The 19,342-nt window shown below is 60.3% G+C and carries 17 protein-coding genes; 5 read left to right on the top strand and 12 right to left on the bottom strand.

The features are described 5' to 3' along the window. The first annotated feature begins 22 nt into the window (after window positions 1-22). The 3 genes from ACR0L4_RS00310 (at window position 23) to ACR0L4_RS00300 (ending at window position 4,795) form a co-directional block, all read left to right on the top strand. On the top strand, window positions 23-3,115 hold the full coding sequence (locus ACR0L4_RS00310) for a valine--tRNA ligase (RefSeq protein WP_480509727.1): 3,093 nt from the start codon (window positions 23-25) through the stop codon (window positions 3,113-3,115). Window positions 3,116-3,259: 144 nt separating this feature from the next. Further along, a complete protein-coding gene (locus tag ACR0L4_RS00305; RefSeq protein ID WP_480509725.1) occupies window positions 3,260-4,423 on the top strand; it encodes a benzoate/H(+) symporter BenE family transporter in 1,164 nt (387 codons plus the stop codon). Between the two features lie 39 nt (window positions 4,424-4,462). After that, entirely contained in the window at window positions 4,463-4,795 is a 333-nt protein-coding gene (locus ACR0L4_RS00300) for a DnaJ family domain-containing protein (RefSeq protein WP_170753171.1), read from the top strand. On the opposite strand, the gene ACR0L4_RS00295 is transcribed toward ACR0L4_RS00300, so the two are convergent. Then, entirely contained in the window at window positions 4,796-5,578 is a 783-nt protein-coding gene (locus ACR0L4_RS00295; protein ID WP_170753173.1) for a crotonase/enoyl-CoA hydratase family protein, read from the bottom strand. 129 nt (window positions 5,579-5,707) lie between these two features. Here ACR0L4_RS00295 and ACR0L4_RS00290 point away from each other — a divergent pair, with 129 nt between their 5' ends. After that, complete coding sequence (locus ACR0L4_RS00290) at window positions 5,708-6,817, top strand: pyridoxal phosphate-dependent aminotransferase (RefSeq protein ID WP_480509723.1); 1,110 nt, start codon at window positions 5,708-5,710, stop codon at window positions 6,815-6,817. A gap of 95 nt (window positions 6,818-6,912) precedes the next feature. Here the strand turns inward: ACR0L4_RS00290 and ACR0L4_RS00285 are convergent, their stop codons facing one another. From ACR0L4_RS00285 to ACR0L4_RS00260, 6 genes are all read right to left on the bottom strand, one after another. Continuing rightward, window positions 6,913-8,112 carry a pyridoxal-phosphate-dependent aminotransferase family protein gene (locus ACR0L4_RS00285; protein ID WP_480509721.1) on the bottom strand — a complete coding sequence of 400 codons (1,200 nt, stop codon included), beginning with the start codon at window positions 8,110-8,112 and terminating at the stop codon, window positions 6,913-6,915. A 50-nt stretch (window positions 8,113-8,162) separates the two neighbouring features. Next, window positions 8,163-8,795: a bifunctional 4-hydroxy-2-oxoglutarate aldolase/2-dehydro-3-deoxy-phosphogluconate aldolase gene (gene eda, locus ACR0L4_RS00280; protein ID WP_480509719.1), complete on the bottom strand. Its 633-nt coding sequence runs from the start codon at window positions 8,793-8,795 to the stop codon at window positions 8,163-8,165. Between the two features lie 3 nt (window positions 8,796-8,798). Then, window positions 8,799-10,604 carry a phosphogluconate dehydratase gene (gene edd / locus ACR0L4_RS00275; protein ID WP_480509717.1) on the bottom strand — a complete coding sequence of 602 codons (1,806 nt, stop codon included), beginning with the start codon at window positions 10,602-10,604 and terminating at the stop codon, window positions 8,799-8,801. Window positions 10,605-10,606: 2 nt separating this feature from the next. After that, the gene (gene zwf, locus ACR0L4_RS00270; protein ID WP_480509715.1) at window positions 10,607-12,052 is read right to left on the bottom strand and encodes a glucose-6-phosphate dehydrogenase; all 1,446 of its coding nucleotides are present in this window, start codon (window positions 12,050-12,052) and stop codon (window positions 10,607-10,609) included. Between the two features lie 177 nt (window positions 12,053-12,229). Continuing rightward, on the bottom strand, window positions 12,230-14,473 hold the full coding sequence (gene ptsP / locus ACR0L4_RS00265; protein WP_170753185.1) for a phosphoenolpyruvate--protein phosphotransferase: 2,244 nt from the start codon (window positions 14,471-14,473) through the stop codon (window positions 12,230-12,232). A gap of 46 nt (window positions 14,474-14,519) precedes the next feature. Then, window positions 14,520-15,758 (bottom strand): aspartate kinase, encoded by a 1,239-nt coding sequence (locus tag ACR0L4_RS00260; protein ID WP_480509712.1) that lies wholly within the window; start codon window positions 15,756-15,758, stop codon window positions 14,520-14,522. 165 nt (window positions 15,759-15,923) lie between these two features. Here ACR0L4_RS00260 and ACR0L4_RS00255 point away from each other — a divergent pair, with 165 nt between their 5' ends. Next, window positions 15,924-16,280, top strand: a complete 357-nt coding sequence (locus tag ACR0L4_RS00255) for a hypothetical protein (RefSeq protein ID WP_480509710.1) — start codon at window positions 15,924-15,926, stop codon at window positions 16,278-16,280. On the opposite strand, the gene ACR0L4_RS00250 is transcribed toward ACR0L4_RS00255, so the two are convergent. The 5 genes from ACR0L4_RS00250 to ACR0L4_RS00230 form a co-directional block, all read right to left on the bottom strand. Further along, window positions 16,274-16,912: an SDR family NAD(P)-dependent oxidoreductase gene (locus tag ACR0L4_RS00250; protein WP_480509708.1), complete on the bottom strand. Its 639-nt coding sequence runs from the start codon at window positions 16,910-16,912 to the stop codon at window positions 16,274-16,276. The genes ACR0L4_RS00255 and ACR0L4_RS00250 overlap by 7 nt on opposite strands. 3 nt (window positions 16,913-16,915) lie before the next feature. Next, complete coding sequence (locus ACR0L4_RS00245) at window positions 16,916-17,371, bottom strand: DUF1178 family protein (RefSeq protein ID WP_480509706.1); 456 nt, start codon at window positions 17,369-17,371, stop codon at window positions 16,916-16,918. A 72-nt stretch (window positions 17,372-17,443) separates the two neighbouring features. Beyond that, a complete protein-coding gene (locus tag ACR0L4_RS00240; RefSeq protein WP_480509704.1) occupies window positions 17,444-17,905 on the bottom strand; it encodes an NUDIX hydrolase in 462 nt (153 codons plus the stop codon). A gap of 137 nt (window positions 17,906-18,042) precedes the next feature. Then, window positions 18,043-18,786, bottom strand: coding sequence for an EcsC family protein (locus ACR0L4_RS00235; protein WP_480509702.1), 744 nt, complete (start codon window positions 18,784-18,786; stop codon window positions 18,043-18,045). Window positions 18,787-18,839: 53 nt separating this feature from the next. Beyond that, a complete protein-coding gene (locus ACR0L4_RS00230; protein ID WP_480509700.1) occupies window positions 18,840-19,334 on the bottom strand; it encodes a GNAT family N-acetyltransferase in 495 nt (164 codons plus the stop codon). Between the last annotated feature and the right edge of the window lie 8 nt (window positions 19,335-19,342).

Raw genomic sequence — 19,342 nt, 5'->3', positions numbered from 1 at the left:
TTCGATGACGCAGGACGCACCCATGGCGATGGAAAAGACATTCAACGCGGCCGAGGCCGAGGCCCGCATTTACGAGGCCTGGGAACAGGCCGGAGCCTTCAAGGCCGGCGCAAACCGCTCGCGCGATGATAGCTTTACCATCATGATCCCGCCGCCCAACGTGACGGGGGCGTTGCATGTGGGCCATGCCTTCAACAACACACTGCAGGACATCCTGATCCGCTGGCACCGGATGCGCGGTTTTGACACGCTGTGGCAACCCGGTCAGGACCACGCAGGCATCGCAACACAGATGCAGGTTGAGAAGATGCTGATGCTGACCCAGCAGCCCGGTCGGCGCGAGTTGGGGCGCGAGAAATTCCTTGAGAAAGTCTGGGAATGGAAGGGTGAATATGGCGGCACGATCATTGATCAGCTCAAGCGTCTTGGTGCCAGCTGCGACTGGTCGCGCAATGCCTTTACCATGGCAGGCGCGCCGGGTGATCCGCGCACCGGGCACGAGAATTCGGCCAATTTCCATGACGCGGTCATCAAAGTCTTTGTTGAGATGTACGAAAAGGGCCTGATCTATCGCGGCAAGCGCCTGGTCAACTGGGACCCACATTTTGAGACCGCGATTTCCGATCTTGAGGTCGAGAATATCGAAGTCGCGGGCCATATGTGGCACTTTAAATACCCGCTGGCCGGGGGCGAGACCTATACCTATGTCGAGAAGGACGAGGATGGGAATATCGTGCTTGAGGAAGAGCGCGATTACATCTCGATCGCGACCACACGCCCCGAAACCATGCTGGGCGATGGCGCGGTTGCGGTTCATCCGTCAGATGAGCGGTATGCGCCAATCATCGGGAAACTCTGCGAAATCCCGGTTGGCCCGAAAGAGCATCGCCGTCAGATCCCGATCATCACCGATGATTATCCAGATCCCGAGTTCGGCTCGGGCGCGGTGAAAATCACCGGCGCGCATGACTTCAACGACAACATGGTCGCCAAGCGCGGCGGCATCCCGATGTATCGCCTGATGGATACCAAAGGCGCGATGCGGGGTGATGGTGCGCCTTATGCGGAAGCGGCGGGTTTGGCGCAGGAATATGCGCGTGGTCGCGCGTTCACCGAGAACGAGATCGACGCGGTCAATCTGGTCCCCGATCACCTGCGCGGATTGGATCGGTTCGAGGCGCGCGCGAAGGTGGTAGAAGAGATCACTGCCGATGGTCTTGCCGTAATGTGCAGCCCGGATGATCCGCGTCTGGGGCAAAGCCGGGCTGAAGCCCGGTCTACGGAAGACGAAGACGGTAGGCCGGGCTTCAGCCCGGCTCTGGTCCCGTTGGTCGAGAGCAAACCGATCATGCAGCCCTTTGGCGACCGCTCAAAAGTGGTCATCGAGCCGATGTTCACCGACCAGTGGTTCGTGGACGCTGAAAAGGTCGTCGGCCCCGCGCTGGATGCGGTCAAAGACGGCACGGTCAAGATCATCCCCGAGTCCGGCGAGAAGACCTATTACCACTGGCTGGAAAACATTGAGCCTTGGTGCATCTCGCGCCAGCTGTGGTGGGGGCATCAGATTCCGGTTTGGTATGGGCCTCAGCAGAAGTGCTCGGGACTGGCGCCGAACCCTAGTCGCATCGCCCGAATGGAAAAACACAACAAAGGAGAGTTTGCGGTTTTCTGCGGCTCGTCTTTTGATGCAATTCGGGCGGACATTGAGGACTACTACGAAGGCATAGAAATCGCTGAAGTCTCTTCTAAAGAAGAGGCTATCGCTCTCATTCGCGAGGGCAAAATCGGCCTGTTCCGCGACCCCGACGTCCTTGACACATGGTTCTCCTCCGGCCTCTGGCCCATTGGCACGCTGGGCTGGCCCGAGCAGACCGAGGAACTGGAGCGCTACTTCCCGACGGACGTTCTGGTTACCGGTTTCGATATCCTGTTCTTCTGGGTCGCACGGATGATGATGATGCAACTGGCCGTGGTCGATCAGATTCCGTTCCACACCGTCTACCTGCACCAGCTTGTCCGCGACGAGAAGGGCAAGAAGATGTCCAAGACCACCGGCAACGTCATAGACCCGCTGGAGATCGTGGACGAATTCGGTGCTGACGCGCTGCGCTTCACCAACGCCTCAATGGCGGCAATCGGCGGAGTGCTGAAACTGTCCCGCGAGCGCATCACCGGCTACCGGAACTTCGGCACCAAGCTTTGGAACGCCGTACGCTTTGCCGAGATGAACGAGGTCTTCACCGACGCCGTCCCGCAACTGGATGTGGCCGACCTGAAGCCCAAAGCCGCCGTGAACCGCTGGATCATCGGCGAAACCGCCCGCGTGCGGGAAGAGGTCGACGCGGCGCTGGAAAGCTATCGTTTCAACGACGCCGCCAACGGCCTATACGCCTTCGTCTGGGGCAAGGTCTGCGACTGGTACGTGGAACTCTCCAAACCGCTGCTGCAGGGCGACGACGCCGAGGCGCAGGCCGAGACCCGCGCCACCATGCGCTGGGTTCTGGATCAGTGTATGGTCCTGCTGCACCCGATCATGCCCTTCATCACCGAAGAGCTCTGGGGCCTGACTGGCAACCGCGCGAAGATGGTCGTTCACGCCGACTGGCCCACATACGGCACCGAACTTGTCGATGCGGATGCGGATCGCGAGATGAACTGGGTAATCTCGGTGATCGAAAACACCCGCTCAGCCCGGGCGCAGATGCGGGTGCCTGCTGGCCTCTACGTACCGATGCTGGTGACCGAGATCGACGCCAACGGCCAAGCCGCGTGGGACCGCAATGAGGCGCTGATCAAACGTCTGGCGCGGATCGACAGTCTGACCAAGGCGGATGAACTGCCCAAAGGCACCATCTCGATCGCCGCCCCCGGCGCGAGTTTCGGCCTGCCGCTGGCGGATATCATTGATATTGGTGCTGAAAAAGAACGGCTGGAAAAAGCCAAAGGTAAGCTGGCCAAGGAACTGGGTGGACTGCGCGGGCGTCTGAACAACCCGAAATTCGTGGCTTCGGCCCCGGAAGAGGTCGTCGCCGAGGCAAAGGCCAACCTCGCTGCCCGCGAGGAGGAAGAGGCGAAACTGGACGAGGCCCTTGCCCGGTTGGCCGAAATCGCCTGATCTTTCTGGCGTTTCAGTCGGCGAAAACCCAGCCTCACCGCACAAACCAGCGGTGAGGTTTTTCTTTGCCCTCAAAGCTTTCCCCCTTGTTCGCGCCACCCCACACTTGTTAGCAGTTCGGCAACACAATCCTCCGAGGCCCCGATGGCGCAGCCCCTTCCTCCGATGCAGACCGTCTCAACCGGGTTGGTTGTGGCCATCGTCGGGTTCTTCAGTTCGTTCCCCATCGTCCTGCAAGGGCTTGCCGCGATGGGCGCAACCAAGGCCGAGGCGGCCTCGGGCCTGATGAGTGCGGCCATTGCCATGGGGTTGGCCGCGATTTTCCTGAGTGTCCGCTATCGTCAACCGATCAGTGTGGCCTGGTCCACGCCTGGCGCGGCTGTGCTTGCGGTGTCCGCAACACCGACAGAAGGTTTCTCTGGTGCAGTCGGAGCTTTCCTCTGCGCCGGTGCATTGACGGTGCTTGCTGGGCTCTGGAAACCGCTAGGACGCTTGGCCGCCGCGATCCCGACGACGCTGGCTCAGGCCATGCTGGCAGGCGTTTTGCTGCCTCTGTGTATCATCCCGTTCAAGGCAGCGGTCGAACTTCCCTGGCAGGCCCTGCCTGTCATCCTGACGTGGTTCGTTGCAGGGCGGCTTAACCGGTTGTTCGCCGTCCCCGCCGCCGTGGTTGCCGCCGCGCTGGTTGTCGTGTTCAGCGCAGAGGGTACGTCCGTGCGCCCCGAACACTATCTGGCGGCACCGGTCTGGACGATGCCCACATTCTCGGTGGCCTCGGCCATTGGAATTGGCCTGCCGCTGTTTGTGGTGACAATGGCCACTCAAAACATTCCCGGCATCGCAGTCATGCGCAGCTATGGTTACACCCCGGCGCCGGGAAAGCTGTTTTCGTCGGTTGGTGCAGCCAGCCTGCTATCGGCACCCTTCGGCGCACCTGCCACCTGCCTTGCCGCCATCACTGCCGCGATGTGCTCGAACGAGGACAGTCATCCGGACCGCAATCTGCGCTATTGGTCGGCAGTAATGGGCGGGGTGTTCTATTGTCTGTTTGGAGTCTTCGCTGTGGCAATCACAGGCTTTGCCGCCCATGCCGACCCGCTGCTGATGGGAACGCTGACCGGCATCGCCCTGATAGGTGTGATGGCCAACGCCATCTTTGCTGCGCTGGAAGTGTCCGCCGAGCGGGAGGCCGCGATCCTGACACTTGCCATCACGGCCTCGGGGATCACGGTATTCGGTCTAGGTGCGGCCGTCTGGGGGCTTTTGGCCGGCGGTATCGCATATCTGGCGTCTAACCGCGTGCGATGATCCCTTTCACTAGGCGACGAGCCTTGCTATTTTGGTCACATGTTCGGATCGCTTGGAAAACTGGTGGAACGCCAGATCAAAAAGGCGCAGGCCGAGGGCCAGCTGCAGGGTCTTGAAGGCCAAGGCGCACCTCTGCCAGACCGCTCGGGTGAGGCGCAGGGAGATCCGGCCATTGCTGCGGGCCACCGGATCATGGCGCAGGCCGGAGTGTTGCCAGAAGAGTTCGATATCAAGAAACAGCTGGATGCGGCGCGACAAGACTATGCTGCGCTGTCCGAACCTGCGGCCCGCAAAGCCGCAATGGCAAGGATTGCCGATCTTGAGATGCGCTTCAACATGGCCCGCGACGCGCGGCGCGCGTTTATGCGTTGATCACTTGAACTCGGGCTTGCGACCCTGCATCTGCGCCATAACGACCTCCATCTGGTCTGGTTTTCCGATCAACTCGACCTGCTCTGCGGACTCGGTCAGCAACACCTCGGCGCGGGGTTTGGATTCTGCAATCTCAATCAGGCGCTTGGCGGCGCGGATGGCCGAGGGGCTTTGTGACGCGATGTTTTCAGCCAACGCCAAGGCCTCGGTCAGGGGATCGTCCGACAGCTGGGTGATCAGCCCCCAGTCGGTCGCCTGTTGCGCACCGATAGGCCGCGCGGTGTAAGTCAAAAGACGCAACACGTCCGAGCGGACCAACCGCGGCAAAAGGACCATACCGCCCATATCGGGGATGATGCCCCACTTCATCTCCATCACGGCCAATCTGGCCTCGGGATGCGCGATGCGGATATCCGCACCCAGCGCGATCTGCAGACCACCGCCATAAGCCACACCCTGAATGGCACAAATCACGGGGACAGGGACGCGGCGCCAGATCAGGGCAAGTTCTTGCATCTCATTGGCATCCTCATGGCTGCGGTTCATCAACCATTCGGTCGGGTCCGTATGGGCCATTTTGGCAAAGCCCGCCATATCCAGCCCGGCGCAAAAGCTTTTGCCTTCGCCCGACAAGACAACGGCACGCGCGTCCGAGGCCGCGACCTCTTGCCCGGCCGCCAGCAGCGCCTTGATCATCGCTTCGTCCAACGCGTTCATCTTGTCAGCGCGTGTCAGCGTAACATGGGCGATGTGGTCTTTGTACTCAACGGATACGCGGGCCATGTGCAGTTCTCCTTGTGGTCTGCTTGCTGCAACCCTGCCCTGAATGCGGGTCCAGTTCCACCGCGACGTCAAGGCAGGTTGTCAGAGGTCGGGCTTGCCCGCGCCCTTCCGGTGGGCTTATCTGCGGATATGACTGGCCCTCGATATACACCGCTCGCGCTATCCCTACCGGCAACCGTTCCGTTTGTCGGACCTGAAACGCAAGAACGTCAGCGCGGCGCGCCGTTTGCAGCGCGGCTGGGCGCAAATGAAAACGCATTTGGCCCTTCGCCCCGCGCGGTCACAGCGATGCAGAAGGCCGCCGCAGAGGTTTGGATGTATGGCGATCCCGAATCCTACGATTTGCGGCACGCTCTGGCAGAGCATCACGGGTTGGCGCCCGAGAACATCGTCGTCGGTGAAGGGATTGATGCGCTGCTGGGCTATCTGGTGCGGCTTATGATCGAACCGGGGGATACGGTTGTGACCTCGGACGGGGCCTATCCGACCTTCAATTACCATGTCGCCGGTTTTGGCGGAGAATTGCACAAAGTGCCTTATGTCGCTGATCATGAGGACCCGGCGGCGCTGTTTTCCAAGGCTGCCGAGGTGGAGGCCAAGCTGGTTTATCTGGCCAACCCCGATAACCCGATGGGCAGTTGGCACCGTGGCACGGATATCGTGGCGGCGATGGAGACCTTGCCCAAAGGCTGTCTGCTGGTGCTGGACGAGGCCTATGTGGAATGCGCACCCCAAGGCACGGCGGCGCCGGTCGCAGCGGATGATCCACGGGTGATCCGGATGCGGACATTCTCGAAAGGATACGGCATGGCCGGGGCGCGGATTGGCTACGCGCTCGGCGCGCCCGAACTGATTGCGGCCTTCAACAAGGTGCGCAATCACTTTGGCGTCAACCGTGCATCGCAGGCCGGGGCGCTGGCTGCGCTGCAGGACCACTCATGGCTTGCAGACGTTCAGGCGCGGGTCGCCAAAGCCCGAGAACGGATCGCCGAGATTGCCCGTGCACACGGGTTGGAACCTCTGCCGTCCGCCACCAATTTTGTGGCCATCGACTGCAGTCAGGATGGGGATTTCGCCAGAGCTGTGCTGGCGTCGTTGGTGGCACAAGGCATATTCGTGCGGATGCCGTTTGTTGCGCCGCAGGATCGGTGCATTCGGATAAGCTGCGGAAATGACGCAGATCTCGAGGCATTTGCGGCAGCGTTGCCAAAGGCGCTGGCGGGTCAGGGTCCAGCTTGACTCCGATCTAAAGATGAGCCTGCAAAAATATCTGTTCACACCGCGCCGGTAGCATTATGCCCTGAAAAAGGACGTGTGACCACGATTGGTACGGATCAAGGGTCCGGGTCGGCCAGCACCGCAGCGGCTGCGTCCAAGGCACCGGCGCCACGCGGGATGTCGAGGGCGGCCATTGCGGTTTCGACACTGCCCAACATTGCCATGACCATCTGGGCATTCACATGTCCCATATGGCCAAGACGGAAACAGCCGTCACTATCATCCATCCCAAGGCCGATCCCAAGGGTCAGACCCAGTTGCGACTCGGTGTAGTTGCGCAGTGGCGTTCCACGCCCATCCGTCAGACGCAGGGCGGTTACGGCGCGGCTGCGATGGGCACGATCGGCCACATTCAGGCTCAAGGCCCCATCCTGGGACCAGGTTTCGCAAGCGATCCAGATGGCTTTGGCAAGGTGTTCATGGCGGGACCACACCTTTTCCATCCCCTCGCCATGGATCATGTCGAGCGCAGCGCGCAACCCATAAAGGTGGTGGGTCGGCGCGGTGCCGTTGAAATACTGGTAGAACAGATCCGGATTCGCGCGCGGGTGCCAATCCCAGTATTGCGACACACGGGGCATGGCCGCACGTTTGGCTTGCGCCTTGTCGTTGAAGAAAACAAAGCCAACACCTGCCGGCGTCATCAGACCTTTCTGGCAGGCCGTGACCACGACATCGACACCCCAGCCATCCATCTCGAACCGGTCGCAGCCCAATGAAGCGATGCAGTCTGCCATCAACAGTGCCGGGTGGTTCAACTCGTCCAGAAGGGCACGCAAGGTTGCAATGTCGTTGCGGATCGAGCTTGAGGTGTCCACATGCACGGCCAGAACGGCTTTGATCTGATGCGCCGTGTCCGCGTGCAGGGCATCGGCGATCTGCTCAAAATTCCAGGGGGCAGACGGGCCGAAATCGATCAGATCAACCTTGGCTCCGATCCCCTTTGCCATGTCGGCCCAGCCATGCGCAAACGCGCCCGAGGCCGGGGCCAGAACGGTTTCGCCCGGGGCGATCACGTTGGACAAGGCGGCTTCCCATGTCCCGTGACCGTTGGCAATGTAAATCGCGACATCATGCTGGGTTCGGGCCACCCTTTTCAGGTCGCCGATCAGCGCGGGCATCATCTCGATCAACGCACCGTCATAGATGTTGGGTGATGGGCGGTGCATCGCCTGAAGCACCGCGTCCGGCATGACCGAAGGGCCGGGGATGGCCAGATACTCGCGCCCGTGCGCGAGCGAGCTTTGATTTGTCATGGGGGCAACCTGTTTGAATTGCCCCTACCCTAGCGTGACGGCAGACGGCGTCAATCCATCAGCCTGGCCGCATCCCGCGCCAGTGCTTCGATCCCGCTCCAGTCGCCATCCTGCACCATTTGCTTGGGCGCGACCCAGCTGCCGCCCGCGCAAATGACATTGGATAACGAGAGATAATCGCCGGCGTTCGTCGGTGAGACTCCACCCGTCGGACAGAACGTGATCTGAGGCAGCGGTGCTCCGATCGCTTTCAGGGCTGGCGCGCCGCCCGAGGCCTCGGCCGGGAAGAATTTCAGCATGTCGTAGCCCTTTTCCAGCAGCGCCATCGCCTCGCTGGCTGTGGCCGCACCGGGCAGCAGAGGCAGGTCTTCGGCCTCGCTGGCGGCGATCAGCTTGTCAGTTGCGCCCGGAGAGACACCGAACTGCGCGCCTGCCGCCTTGGCGGCGCGCACATCTTCGGGGGCCACAAGCGTACCTGCCCCAACGACACCTCCGGGGACCTCGGACATGGCGCGAATGACATCCAAGGCTGCCGGAGTGCGCAAAGTGACCTCAAGCGCGGGCAACCCCCCGGCAACCAGCGCCTCGGCCAACGGGCGCGCGTGCCCTGCATCATCGACAACCAGAACCGGAACGATCGGAGCCAGCGCGCAGATCTCACGGGTACGTTGGGTTTTGGACATCTCTTACACTCCGAAAATACTGGCACCGCTATCGGCAGAGCCGACATTGGCGCGGAAGGTGCCAAATAGGTCCCGCCCGACACCATATTGGTTGGCCGAGAGATCGGCAGTTGCCGGGGCACGATCCAGTACGCCCGGCGTAAGGATCTCCAACTCGCCCTTTACCGCATCTACGCGCAGCAGATCACCGTCTTGCAGATAGGCGATGGCACCACCATCCAGTGCCTCGGGGCAGACATGGATCGCGGCCGGCACCTTGCCAGAGGCCCCCGACATGCGCCCATCGGTGACCAGTGCAATCTTCTGTCCACGCCCTTGCAGGATCGACAGAATCGGGGTCAGGGAATGCAGTTCAGGCATACCGTTGGCCTTGGGGCCCTGGAAACGGACGACGACGATAACGTCATCCGTGAACTCACCAGCCTTGAACGCCGCTTTGACGGCGGCCTGATCTTGGAAAACCCGAACAGGGGCTTCGACCACCTGGTGTTCGGGCGCTACGGCCGAGACCTTCATAACGCCCGTTCCCAAATTGCCTGTCAGGCGAGACAAGCCGCCAGTGGGTTGAAACGGGTCTTTGGCCGAACGGACGATCTTTTCGTTCAGGCTGTAGTCTGTACCGTCCTGCCAGACCAACTCGCCGTCGATCAGTTTGGGGTCCTGCGTATAGTGGTGCAGGCCCTGCCCTGCGACGGTCAGGGTATCGGGGTGCAACAGGCCGTCGTCCAGCAAAGTCCTGATCGTATACCCAAGACCACCCGCCGCGTGGAAGTGGTTCACATCGGCCAGACCGTTGGGATAGACGCGTGCCACCAGAGGGACGACAGCGGAGATGTCCGAAAAATCCTGCCAATCCAGAACGATACCACCGGCACGCGCCATTGCGATCAGGTGGATCAGCAGGTTCGTCGATCCACCCGTGGCCATCAGACCAACGATCCCATTCACAAAAGCGCGTTCATCCAGAACCTTGCAAACGGGCGTGTAATGGTTTCCCAAAGCGCTGAGAGACAGGGCGCGGCGTGCGCCTTCTTCGGTCAGCGCGTCCCGCAGCGGTGTGTTGGGGTTGATGAAACTTGAACCCGGCAGGTGCAGGCCCATGAATTCCATCAGCATCTGGTTGGTGTTCGCGGTTCCGTAGAACGTGCAGGTGCCCGGACCATGATAGGCGGCCATTTCGGCAGCCATCAGCGCATCACGCCCCACTTCACCAGCCGCGAATTGCTGCCGTACCTTGGCCTTTTCGTCATTTGGCAAGCCGCTGGTCATCGGACCAGCAGGTAGGAAGACTGCGGGCAGATGACCGAAGCTTTGCGCGGCGATAACCAACCCGGGAACGATCTTGTCACAGACCCCCAGGAAGACCGCCGCATCATAGGTGTTGTGGCTGAGCGATACGCCAGCAGCAAGGGCAATCACATCTCGCGAAAACAGCGATAACTCCATCCCGGCCTCGCCTTGGGTCACGCCATCGCACATGGCGGGCACCCCGCCTGAAACCTGCGCCGTGCCACCCGCGATGCGGATCGCCTGACGGATCAGTTCGGGATAGCGCTCAAACGGCTGGTGGGCGGACAGCATGTCATTGTAGGCAGTGACAATGCCCAGATTCCCCGCACTGCCGGTCGCCATCGACTGCTGGTCTTCACCTGCGCCCGCATAGGCATGAGCCTGACCGCTACAGGACAAATGCCCGCGCGCGGGACCTTTGGATTTGGCCTGATCCATCCGCTCCAGATGTGGGCCGCGCAGGTCGGCGCTGCGGTCAATGATCCGCTGGGTTACGTTGGTGATGACTGAATGAACCATGACTAACCTCCGATCTGACGCCAACGGCGCCCATCGCGATGCATCAGCATCAATGCTTCTTCCGGGCCTGAACTGCCCTGATCATAACGCGAGGGGCGATCGCCGCGCTGTTCCCAGCCTTGAATGATGGGGTCGACCCAGGCCCAGGCGGCTTCGGCTTCGTCCCCGCGCATGAACAGGGTCTGGTCGCCACGGATGACATCCATCACCAGCCGCTCATACGCGTCCGGAGCGCTGGCATCGTCGCCCAAAGCGTCTGCAAAACTCATGTCCAGTGATACGTCGGACAGACGGAAACCGCCCGGCCCCGGATCCTTGATGGTGGTGCGCAGCGTGATACCTTCATCCGGTTGCAGGCGGATCACCAGCACGTTGCCGCGCAACGGTCCGACATTTGGGAAGATCGTATGCGGCGGGTCCCGAAAGAAGACTGCGATTTCGGATTCGCGGGCACGCAGTCGCTTGCCTGTACGCAGATAGAACGGCACCCCAGCCCAGCGCCAGTTGCCCAGATGGACCTTTAACGCAATGAAGCTTTCGGTGCGGCTGGCCGGGTTGCCAACATGATCAACATACCCATCATCGCCCTTTTCCGCGCGATACTGACCACGCGCGATGTCCTGGGCTTCGACCGGTTCCAGCGCCTCGATCACCTTGACCTTTTCATCCCGGACGGAGTTGGGCGAAAATTTCGACGGCGGCTCCATCGCGGTCAGACACAGAAGCTGCACAAGGTGGTTCTGGATCATGTCGCGCATTGCGCCGGATTGATCGTAATAGGCACCGCGCCCTTCTACGCCCACTGTCTCGGCGACGGTGATCTGAACGTGGTCGATATGGGTGGAATTCCAGAGCGGTTCGAACAAGGAATTGGCAAAGCGCAGCGCCATCAGGTTCTGCACGGTTTCCTTGCCCAGATAGTGATCGATTCGATAGATTTGATGTTCTTCGAAACAGGCGCGCAGACCGGCATTCAAAGCATTGGCCGAGGCCAGATCATGGCCAAAGGGTTTTTCAACCACGATCCTGCTGTCGGGTGTCGCCAACCCGCTATCTTGCAGACGCTGAGCAATACCGGCGAATAGGTTTGGTCCAACGGACAAGTAAAAGGCCCGGACCACATCGCCGCGCAAAACAGCTTTCAGCCCGTCCCAACCGGCCTCACCCAGCGCGTCGACGGGCACATATTCGACATGGGTAAGAAATTGGTCCAGCGTATCTTTCTTGAAGCCAGGCGCGAATTCCCGCATCGAGGCGCGCACCTGATCGCGAAATCCGTCGCTGTCCATGTCTGATCGCGCCGTGCCAATGATGCGCGCGTTTTCCGGCATCTGGCCAACCTGGAACCGATGATACAGCCCCGGCAGAATCTTGCGCTGCGCCAGATCACCGGTCGCGCCGAACAACACGAGGTCGAACGGATCTACCGGAATAACGCGTGACACCATGGTCTGTTTCCTTTTGTCGAATGCGCCAAGCTTAACTTAGCATGGCAGCTTGCGGGTCCCACACCCAGCGGCATGAGACGCTTTTTAAGAATTGTTATCGCTAACATTCATGGCGTAAATAGAAAGCCGAGGCGAATAAATCAAGCATAGAATCGCCGGATTCGTCCGATTCAGGGGCTACCCCTGACCGCGCAGCCACTCCATCACGGCTGGACGCACCGATTGTTCACCGCGATGGCGGGCGTCTGCGATGATCTTGCGCAGCTCTTGCAGGTTCGCGCGCAGCAGCACGCTTTTGACCGGCCCGATTGAGGCAGGGCGCATCGACAGGGTGCGGATACCCATCGCGGCAAGGCACAGCGCCTCGACCGGGCGACCCGCATCTTCGCCGCAGAAACTAAGCGGGGTGTCCGAGATGCTGCAGCGCTCGACAATCCGTTCGATAAAGCTGAGGAAACTGACATTCAACGTGTCATAGCGACGGCGAACCAGTTCGTTTTCGCGGTCGGCTGCAAAGAAGAACTGTTTCAGGTCGTTGCCGCCAATCGAAATGAAATCGACCTCGTCAAAGAACTTTTGCGGTGCAAAACCCAGCGACGGGGTTTCCAGCATCGCTCCGACTTCCAGTGTCTCGGGCAGAAGATGGCCCAGACGCTTTTCCCGCTCGATGGTCTTGTTGACCTCCCATCGGGCCTCGCGGAATTCGTCGGCCTGCGCCACGAAAGGGAACATGATCGTCAGCGGGCGGCCATTCGCGGCACGCAACAGGGCCTGAAGCTGCATTCGCATCACGCCGCGCTTGTCCAAACCCACCCGGATCGCGCGCCACCCCAAGGCAGGGTTCGGCTCTGCCACGTGTTTCATATAGGGCAGAACCTTGTCCGACCCGATATCCAGGGTGCGGAAGACAACGCGCTTGTCGCCTGCCGCATCCAGAACGCGTTGATACTGCGTCACCAATTCCGAACGTTTGGGCATCTGGTTGCGGACCAGAAATTGAAGCTCGGTCCGGAACAGCCCCACGCCTTCAGCCCCGGAATTGTTCAACGACGGCAAATCGGCCATCAACCCTGCGTTCATCACCAGATTGATCCGCGCGCCGTCCTGCGTCACGGCCGGGGTTTCCCGGATCGAGGCATAGCGCTCCTGCGCTTTGGCCTGCATGGCGATCTTGTCACGGAAGGCACTGACCACGGTATCTTCGGGCCGCAGATGCACCACGCCCTGATCCCCATCAACCAATATATGATCACCGTTCAGCGCTTCTGTCGTGATCCGTCCCACATGCACGACCAAAGGGATCGCCAACGCGCGCGCCACGATGGTGGCGTGGCTGCCGACAGAACCTTCCTCGAGCACGATGGCCTTCAGCGACCGGCCATATTCCAGCAGATCGCCGGGCCCGATGTTGCGCGCCACCAGAATGGGATCGGGCGGCAAATCGGCGCTGTCGGTTTTGCCCTGCCCAGTCAGGATGCGCAGCAGACGGTTGCTGAGGTCGTCCAAATCCGCCAAACGTTCGCGCAAATAGGGGTCGTTCACCTGACCCATACGGACACGGGCCTGGGTTTGTTCCTTCTCGACCGCAGCTTCGGCGCTTAGGCCCAGGCCGATGTCTTCTTCCATCCGCCGCATCCAACCTTTGGAATTGGCAAACATGCGGTAAGCTTCCAGAACCTGCAGCTGCTCTTTGTCGCCACCCTGCGAGATTTCGAGCATCTTGTTGACGCCGACGCGCAGTTCCTCAACCGCTTCGACCAACCTCTCACGTTCGCGGTGGGGATCCTCGGCAATCGGATTGGTGACGACAACACGCGGTTCATGCAACCAGACATGACCCTCGGCAGAGCCCTCTTGCGCAGGTCCCCCAGACAGTTGTACCGACTGCTGGTGCAAGGGCGACAAGGCCGCCCCTTCGCCAACGAATGCACCAAGCTCGGCCATTTCGGCCAGAACCATGGCGACGACTTCCAGCGCGTATATCTCATCGGCCGAAAACTCGCGTGCGTCGCGCGACTGGACAACCAGAACGCCCAGTTTTTGCCCCAACCGCTGCACCGGAACCCCAAGGAACGAGGAATAGCGTTCCTCGCCGGTTTCCGGCATGAAACGGAACCCTTTGGCGGACGGGGCATCCGCCGTGTTCACCACTTTACCGGACTGGGCGACCCGCCCCACCAAACCTTCGCCCAACCGCATCCGCGTTTGGTGCACCGCTTCCTGAGACAGACCTTCGGTCGCGCAAAGTTCAAGGGTTTCCTCGTCCCGGAACAGATAGATCGAGCACACCTCGCAGCGAATGCTATCCGCAATCAGCCGCGTAATCCGGTCAAGACGCTCCTGACCGGCGGCCTCGCTCGCCATCTCCTCGCGCAGCCGCACCAGCAGCTTGCGGGATTCTGTTTCCGTACCGTCCGCCATGGCCCAACCCAATCAGTGCGTCAGACGAAACCCTTGGCCGATCAGCTCAGGCCGCCTTATCCAGTTCAAAGGCATCATGCAGTGCCTGAACCGCAAGTTCCATGTATTTCCTGTCAACAAGAACGGAAATTTTAATCTCAGAGGTTGTAATGACCTTGATGTTGATCCCCTCATCCGAGAGTACCTTGAACATCTTGGCCGCAACACCCGATTGCGAACGCATGCCGATCCCAACCACCGAGACCTTGCAGACATCGGTATCCGCAACCAGTTCGGCAAAGTTCAGTTCGCCAGCTTCCTTGATACCCAGCAGCGCCTTTTCTGCCCGCGCAACCTGATCGGTGGGGCAAGAAAAGGTCATGTCCGTGCGCCCCTCATCCGAGATGTTCTGCACGATCATGTCCACATTCACACCCTCATCGCTGAGCGCTGTGAAAATGGTCGAGGCGATGCCGGGACGGTCTGCCACCGAAACAGCGGTCATCTTGGCCTCATCGCGGGAATAGGCCACACCGGCCACTACATTGGATTCCATGATATCCTCCTCGTGGCAGACCAGTGTGCCTGCATTGTCGGATTGTTCTTCGAAACTGGACAGCACCCTCAGGCGCACCTTGTAGCGCATCGCCAGCTCGACCGAGCGGGTTTGCAGCACCTTGGCCCCAAGCGAGGCCAGTTCGAGCATTTCCTCGAACGATATCTTTTCAAGCTTGCGCGCCTTTTCACAGATGCGCGGGTCTGTTGTGTAGACACCATCCACATCGGTGTAGATGTCGCAGCGCTCGGCCTCGAACGCGGCCGCAAAGGCGACCGCTGTCGTGTCCGATCCACCCCGGCCCAGCGTGGTGATCCGACCTTCGGGGCTGAGGCCCTGAAAGCCTGCAACAACCGCCACTCTCATGCCCTCACCAAATTTCTGGTTCAGGTTGTCCGTCGGGATTTCCTCGATCCGGGCCGCGGAATGGGCGCCATTGGTCAGCAGGGGAACCTGCCAGCCCTGCCAGCTGCGCGCGGGAACATCCATTTCCTGGAGCGTCAGCGCCATAAGCCCTGCGGTGACGTTTTCGCCCGATGAGACCACGGCATCGTATTCGCGCGCATCATATAGCGGCGAAGTTTCATCAACCCAACCAACCAACTCATTGGTTTTGCCCGACATCGCCGAGACGATGACGATCACGTCATACCCTTTGGCCACCTCGACACCCACGCGTTTTGCGGCGCGGCGGATGCGGTCAAGATTGGCAACAGATGTGCCGCCGAATTTCATCACGAGTACGGGCATGGGGGCAGTCGTCTCCGCGCCTTGGATTTGAGGTTGCGAGCCTCATATGCGAGGGGGGCCGCAAGGGCAAGAGGTGCAAGCGGAACCATGCTGCGACCCTGGGCCGCTTTACATTGCCCGGGCACAGTGTCAGCCTAGAGCGCACAGCTATTCCAAGAGGTTATTATGCTCCGTCTCGCCATCGCTTTTGCCCTTTTCTCGTCCCCTGCGTTGGCGCAGGTCGCAAGCCTGGCTGGAACAGACGGCCAGAACGCGCTTGGAACGGTTCCGTGTGCTGCAATTTCCGGGGCCCCATTGCAAAGCTGCAACGCCGAACTGCGCCGCCGCGACGATGGCACCACCACTCTGGCCGTGTTGCTGCCGACCGGCGATGTGCGAAATATTTATTTCACGGACGGCATCCCTGATTCCAGTAGCTCAACCTCGCCGATCAACTATGAAGAACGCGGTGATCTGATGATAATTTTCATCGACCCCGGCGAAGTCTATGAACTGCCCAAAGCCGCGCTGAACACTCAATAGACGTGCGGTTGACCGTCATAGGTTTCGAAACAGCCCGTGGTGTCGAGTGAAAGCGTATCAAATCGCTCAATCAGGCCTGCAACAGCCTCATCGACATGAATATCAGCCGCAGTTCCGCCCATATCGGTTTGCACCCAACCGGGATGATAGATGCCGACGGCGATGCCATCAGCTTTCAGGTCGCTTGCAAGATTGCGCCCCAGATTCAACGCCGCAGCCTTGGACGCGCGGTAGATATAGCTGCCGCCGGGCGCGCGGGTGTGCGACGCCATCTGCGATGACATGATCGCAATCCGTCCCTGTGCTGTCCGCAGGTTGGGCAGAAGGGATTGGATCGTCAGAAACACGCCGGTCACATTGGCCGCAAAACTTTGCGCCCACATTTCGGCCGGATAACCATCAATGCTGTGACCTTTGTCCAGATAAACCCCGGCGTTGCAGATCAGCAGATCGACAGGTCGGCCCTGCAACTGTTGCGCCATGGCGGCTTGCTGCACCGGGTCTGCCACATCCAGTTGTACTTCGGCACTGCCGTCTCGCGCGGTTCCGGTGACGCTGTGACCGTGCGCGCGGTACCGATCTGCCAGAGCCCGTCCGATACCACGGTTGGCTCCGGTGATCACAATATGCATGGGTCAGTTCGTCTTTCTACTGGGAACAAAGGGCAGCGGAGCAACCGGAACACCGTCTTCCATCAGGGCTTTGGCTTCGTCAGGATTGACCTCGCCATAAATCGACCGTTCGGGCGCTTCGCCCAAATGCATCTTGCGCGCCTCAGTGGCGAATTGGGGACCCACATAGTCCGAGGTCTTTTCGATTTTGCGGCGCAGCTCGGCCAGAACCCGCTCGACATCTGCGGGCGCACTGGTCACGTTGATCTCTTCCGAAGTTGGCGCAGGTTTTTCCGTGGTTTTTTGTGCTGACCGGGCAGGCCGCACGCGCGGGGTCATGATTGCTTTTTCCACATGCGCACAGCCACAGACCGCGCAGGTCACCATACCCGCGGCAGAAAGCTTGTCATATGCTTCGGCAGATTGGAACCAACTGTCAAATCTGTGGTCCTTGCTGCACTTCAATGCGTACTGAATCATGGTCCGTCCAAAATGTCGGTTGGCGAATAGATACCGACGACAACTTCAATATCAAGTCTTTCCAGATTAAGTTTAATGTACACGAGGCGCAAATCTGCGCAATACTTCAGCAAGTTCGGGCGAGGCGACTTTCCGGGCAGCTTTTTCAATCGCGCACCATTTGCGCTTGCGTTCACCTTTCTCTGGAAACTGACCATGCACCGCAGTTACATGCAGCGGAAAAACATCCACTGAGCACAGCACACGCCCCCGTACAGAGCATGTTTTGACCAAGGAAAACCGACCCACGCGCGTCGGTGCACAGTTCCCGACCACGCCAGCCTCTTCCCATGCTTCCTGCATGGCGGTTTCCGAAGCGCTCAACCCATCGATCAGCCAGCCCTTTGGGACACTCCAGCGCTTTGCACGGCGGGTCGTAATCAAAAGAACTTCCGGTCGACCGTGCTGGAACCGATAACACAGGGCCGCAGATTGGGGCACAACCGGAAGTTGGTCGGTTCCGGCAATCAAAAGGGATTGCTGCCGTGCCTTCATTGCCTCGCACACCTTCCGTATCGGGTCATTGCCTGTTCGCCGTACCGCTTGTTTTTGGGTTCTATATTGCGGTTGGCCAAATTTACCATACCACATGATGCGAATTCAGCCAAGCAGAGGGTCTGTTCCGGGCCGATCTACATCCGTGCGCTTAGCCTGCGCACCAACGCCTCGTGCGAAACATTCGCGTCCATCGCCAACCTGCGCAAGCCGAAATGCACATGCGCGATCTGCTGGTAATATCTGGTGTAGACATAGTTCGTGCCCCCACCGGCCAGCGCACCCAGAACCGGCACGGATTGCGCCGCCAGTTTCTGACCAAGAACAACCGACAGCCGAGGCGCCACTGCTGCAATCAGTTTCTGCATCGCGGGCCCCGTCAGCGTCAGGCGCACCGAAAAGAACCCCAGATCGGCCCCATCGTCATGCGACAATGGCCCGGCGGCGGACAAGACGCGCACGCAATCGAATTTCACATTTTCCTCAGCGGGATCAAAGCCTTCGCGCGCCGCAGCTCCTTGAATCGAGCGCAGCAAAAGGGTCGTGGTGGCAGGCAGTTCGACCAATGCCGTGGACAACCCGCCCAAACCGCCTGCGGCACCCATCGCTGTTGTGACGGCGGTATTGACCCAGGGGGCCTGATCCGGCACCGCGCGCCGGGATCCTTGAGCAGCCCCCATAGCGACCCAAAGGGCCTGTTCAGTCGCGCCGGTCAGGCCGTTGCGTATCAGTTCGGGCAGTTGCTCAAGCAGAGATTCCGCTGATCCGCCCAGCGCGTTCAGCAGTTTGACACCAGCTCCACCGGCCGAGCGGTAATGTTCGGCCAGCCGATCCAATTCCGCCTCGGCGTCCACATTGTCTACAAGCACGACATCCTGCATCCGAACCCTCCGTTCCCATAGAGATCGGCATTTCTGGGCTGCGTTTCAATAGTTCAGCGCGTCCAGCGTTTCACAAGACCCTTGACCTCGTCCCATCCTCCGGGGGCTAAAGCCATACCCAGGATGCGATCCGGGTTGGTCGGTGGAGGCATCTCGACCCCCTGCAAGGACAGGAACCCGAACCGGGCATAATATGGCGCGTCACCGACCAGCATGACCCGCTCCCACCCCTGTTCCAGCCCTGCCTCGACGCCTGAGTGAATCAGATATCCGCCCAAACCCTCACCCTGATGCGTCGGGTGAACCGCGACCGGCCCAAGCAACAGAGCATCATGATGACCCACATGGACCGGCCAGAAGCGAATGGCGCCTGCCAGAATGCCCTGCCCGTCGCGCGCCACCATCGACAAACCAGCGACCGGGGGCACATCGTCGCGCATCCGGTACGAGGACAGCGCCTCGCGCCCCGGTGCAAAGCACAGGTCATACAGGGCCTCGACCTCCCACCAATCCTCCGGCTCTTCCGGCCTGATCTCGAACTGCTGCACCCCGGCCC

It is taken from the genome of Ruegeria sp. AB5 (assembly GCF_056542645.1).
This window is presented reverse-complemented; position numbering and strand designations above follow the sequence as displayed.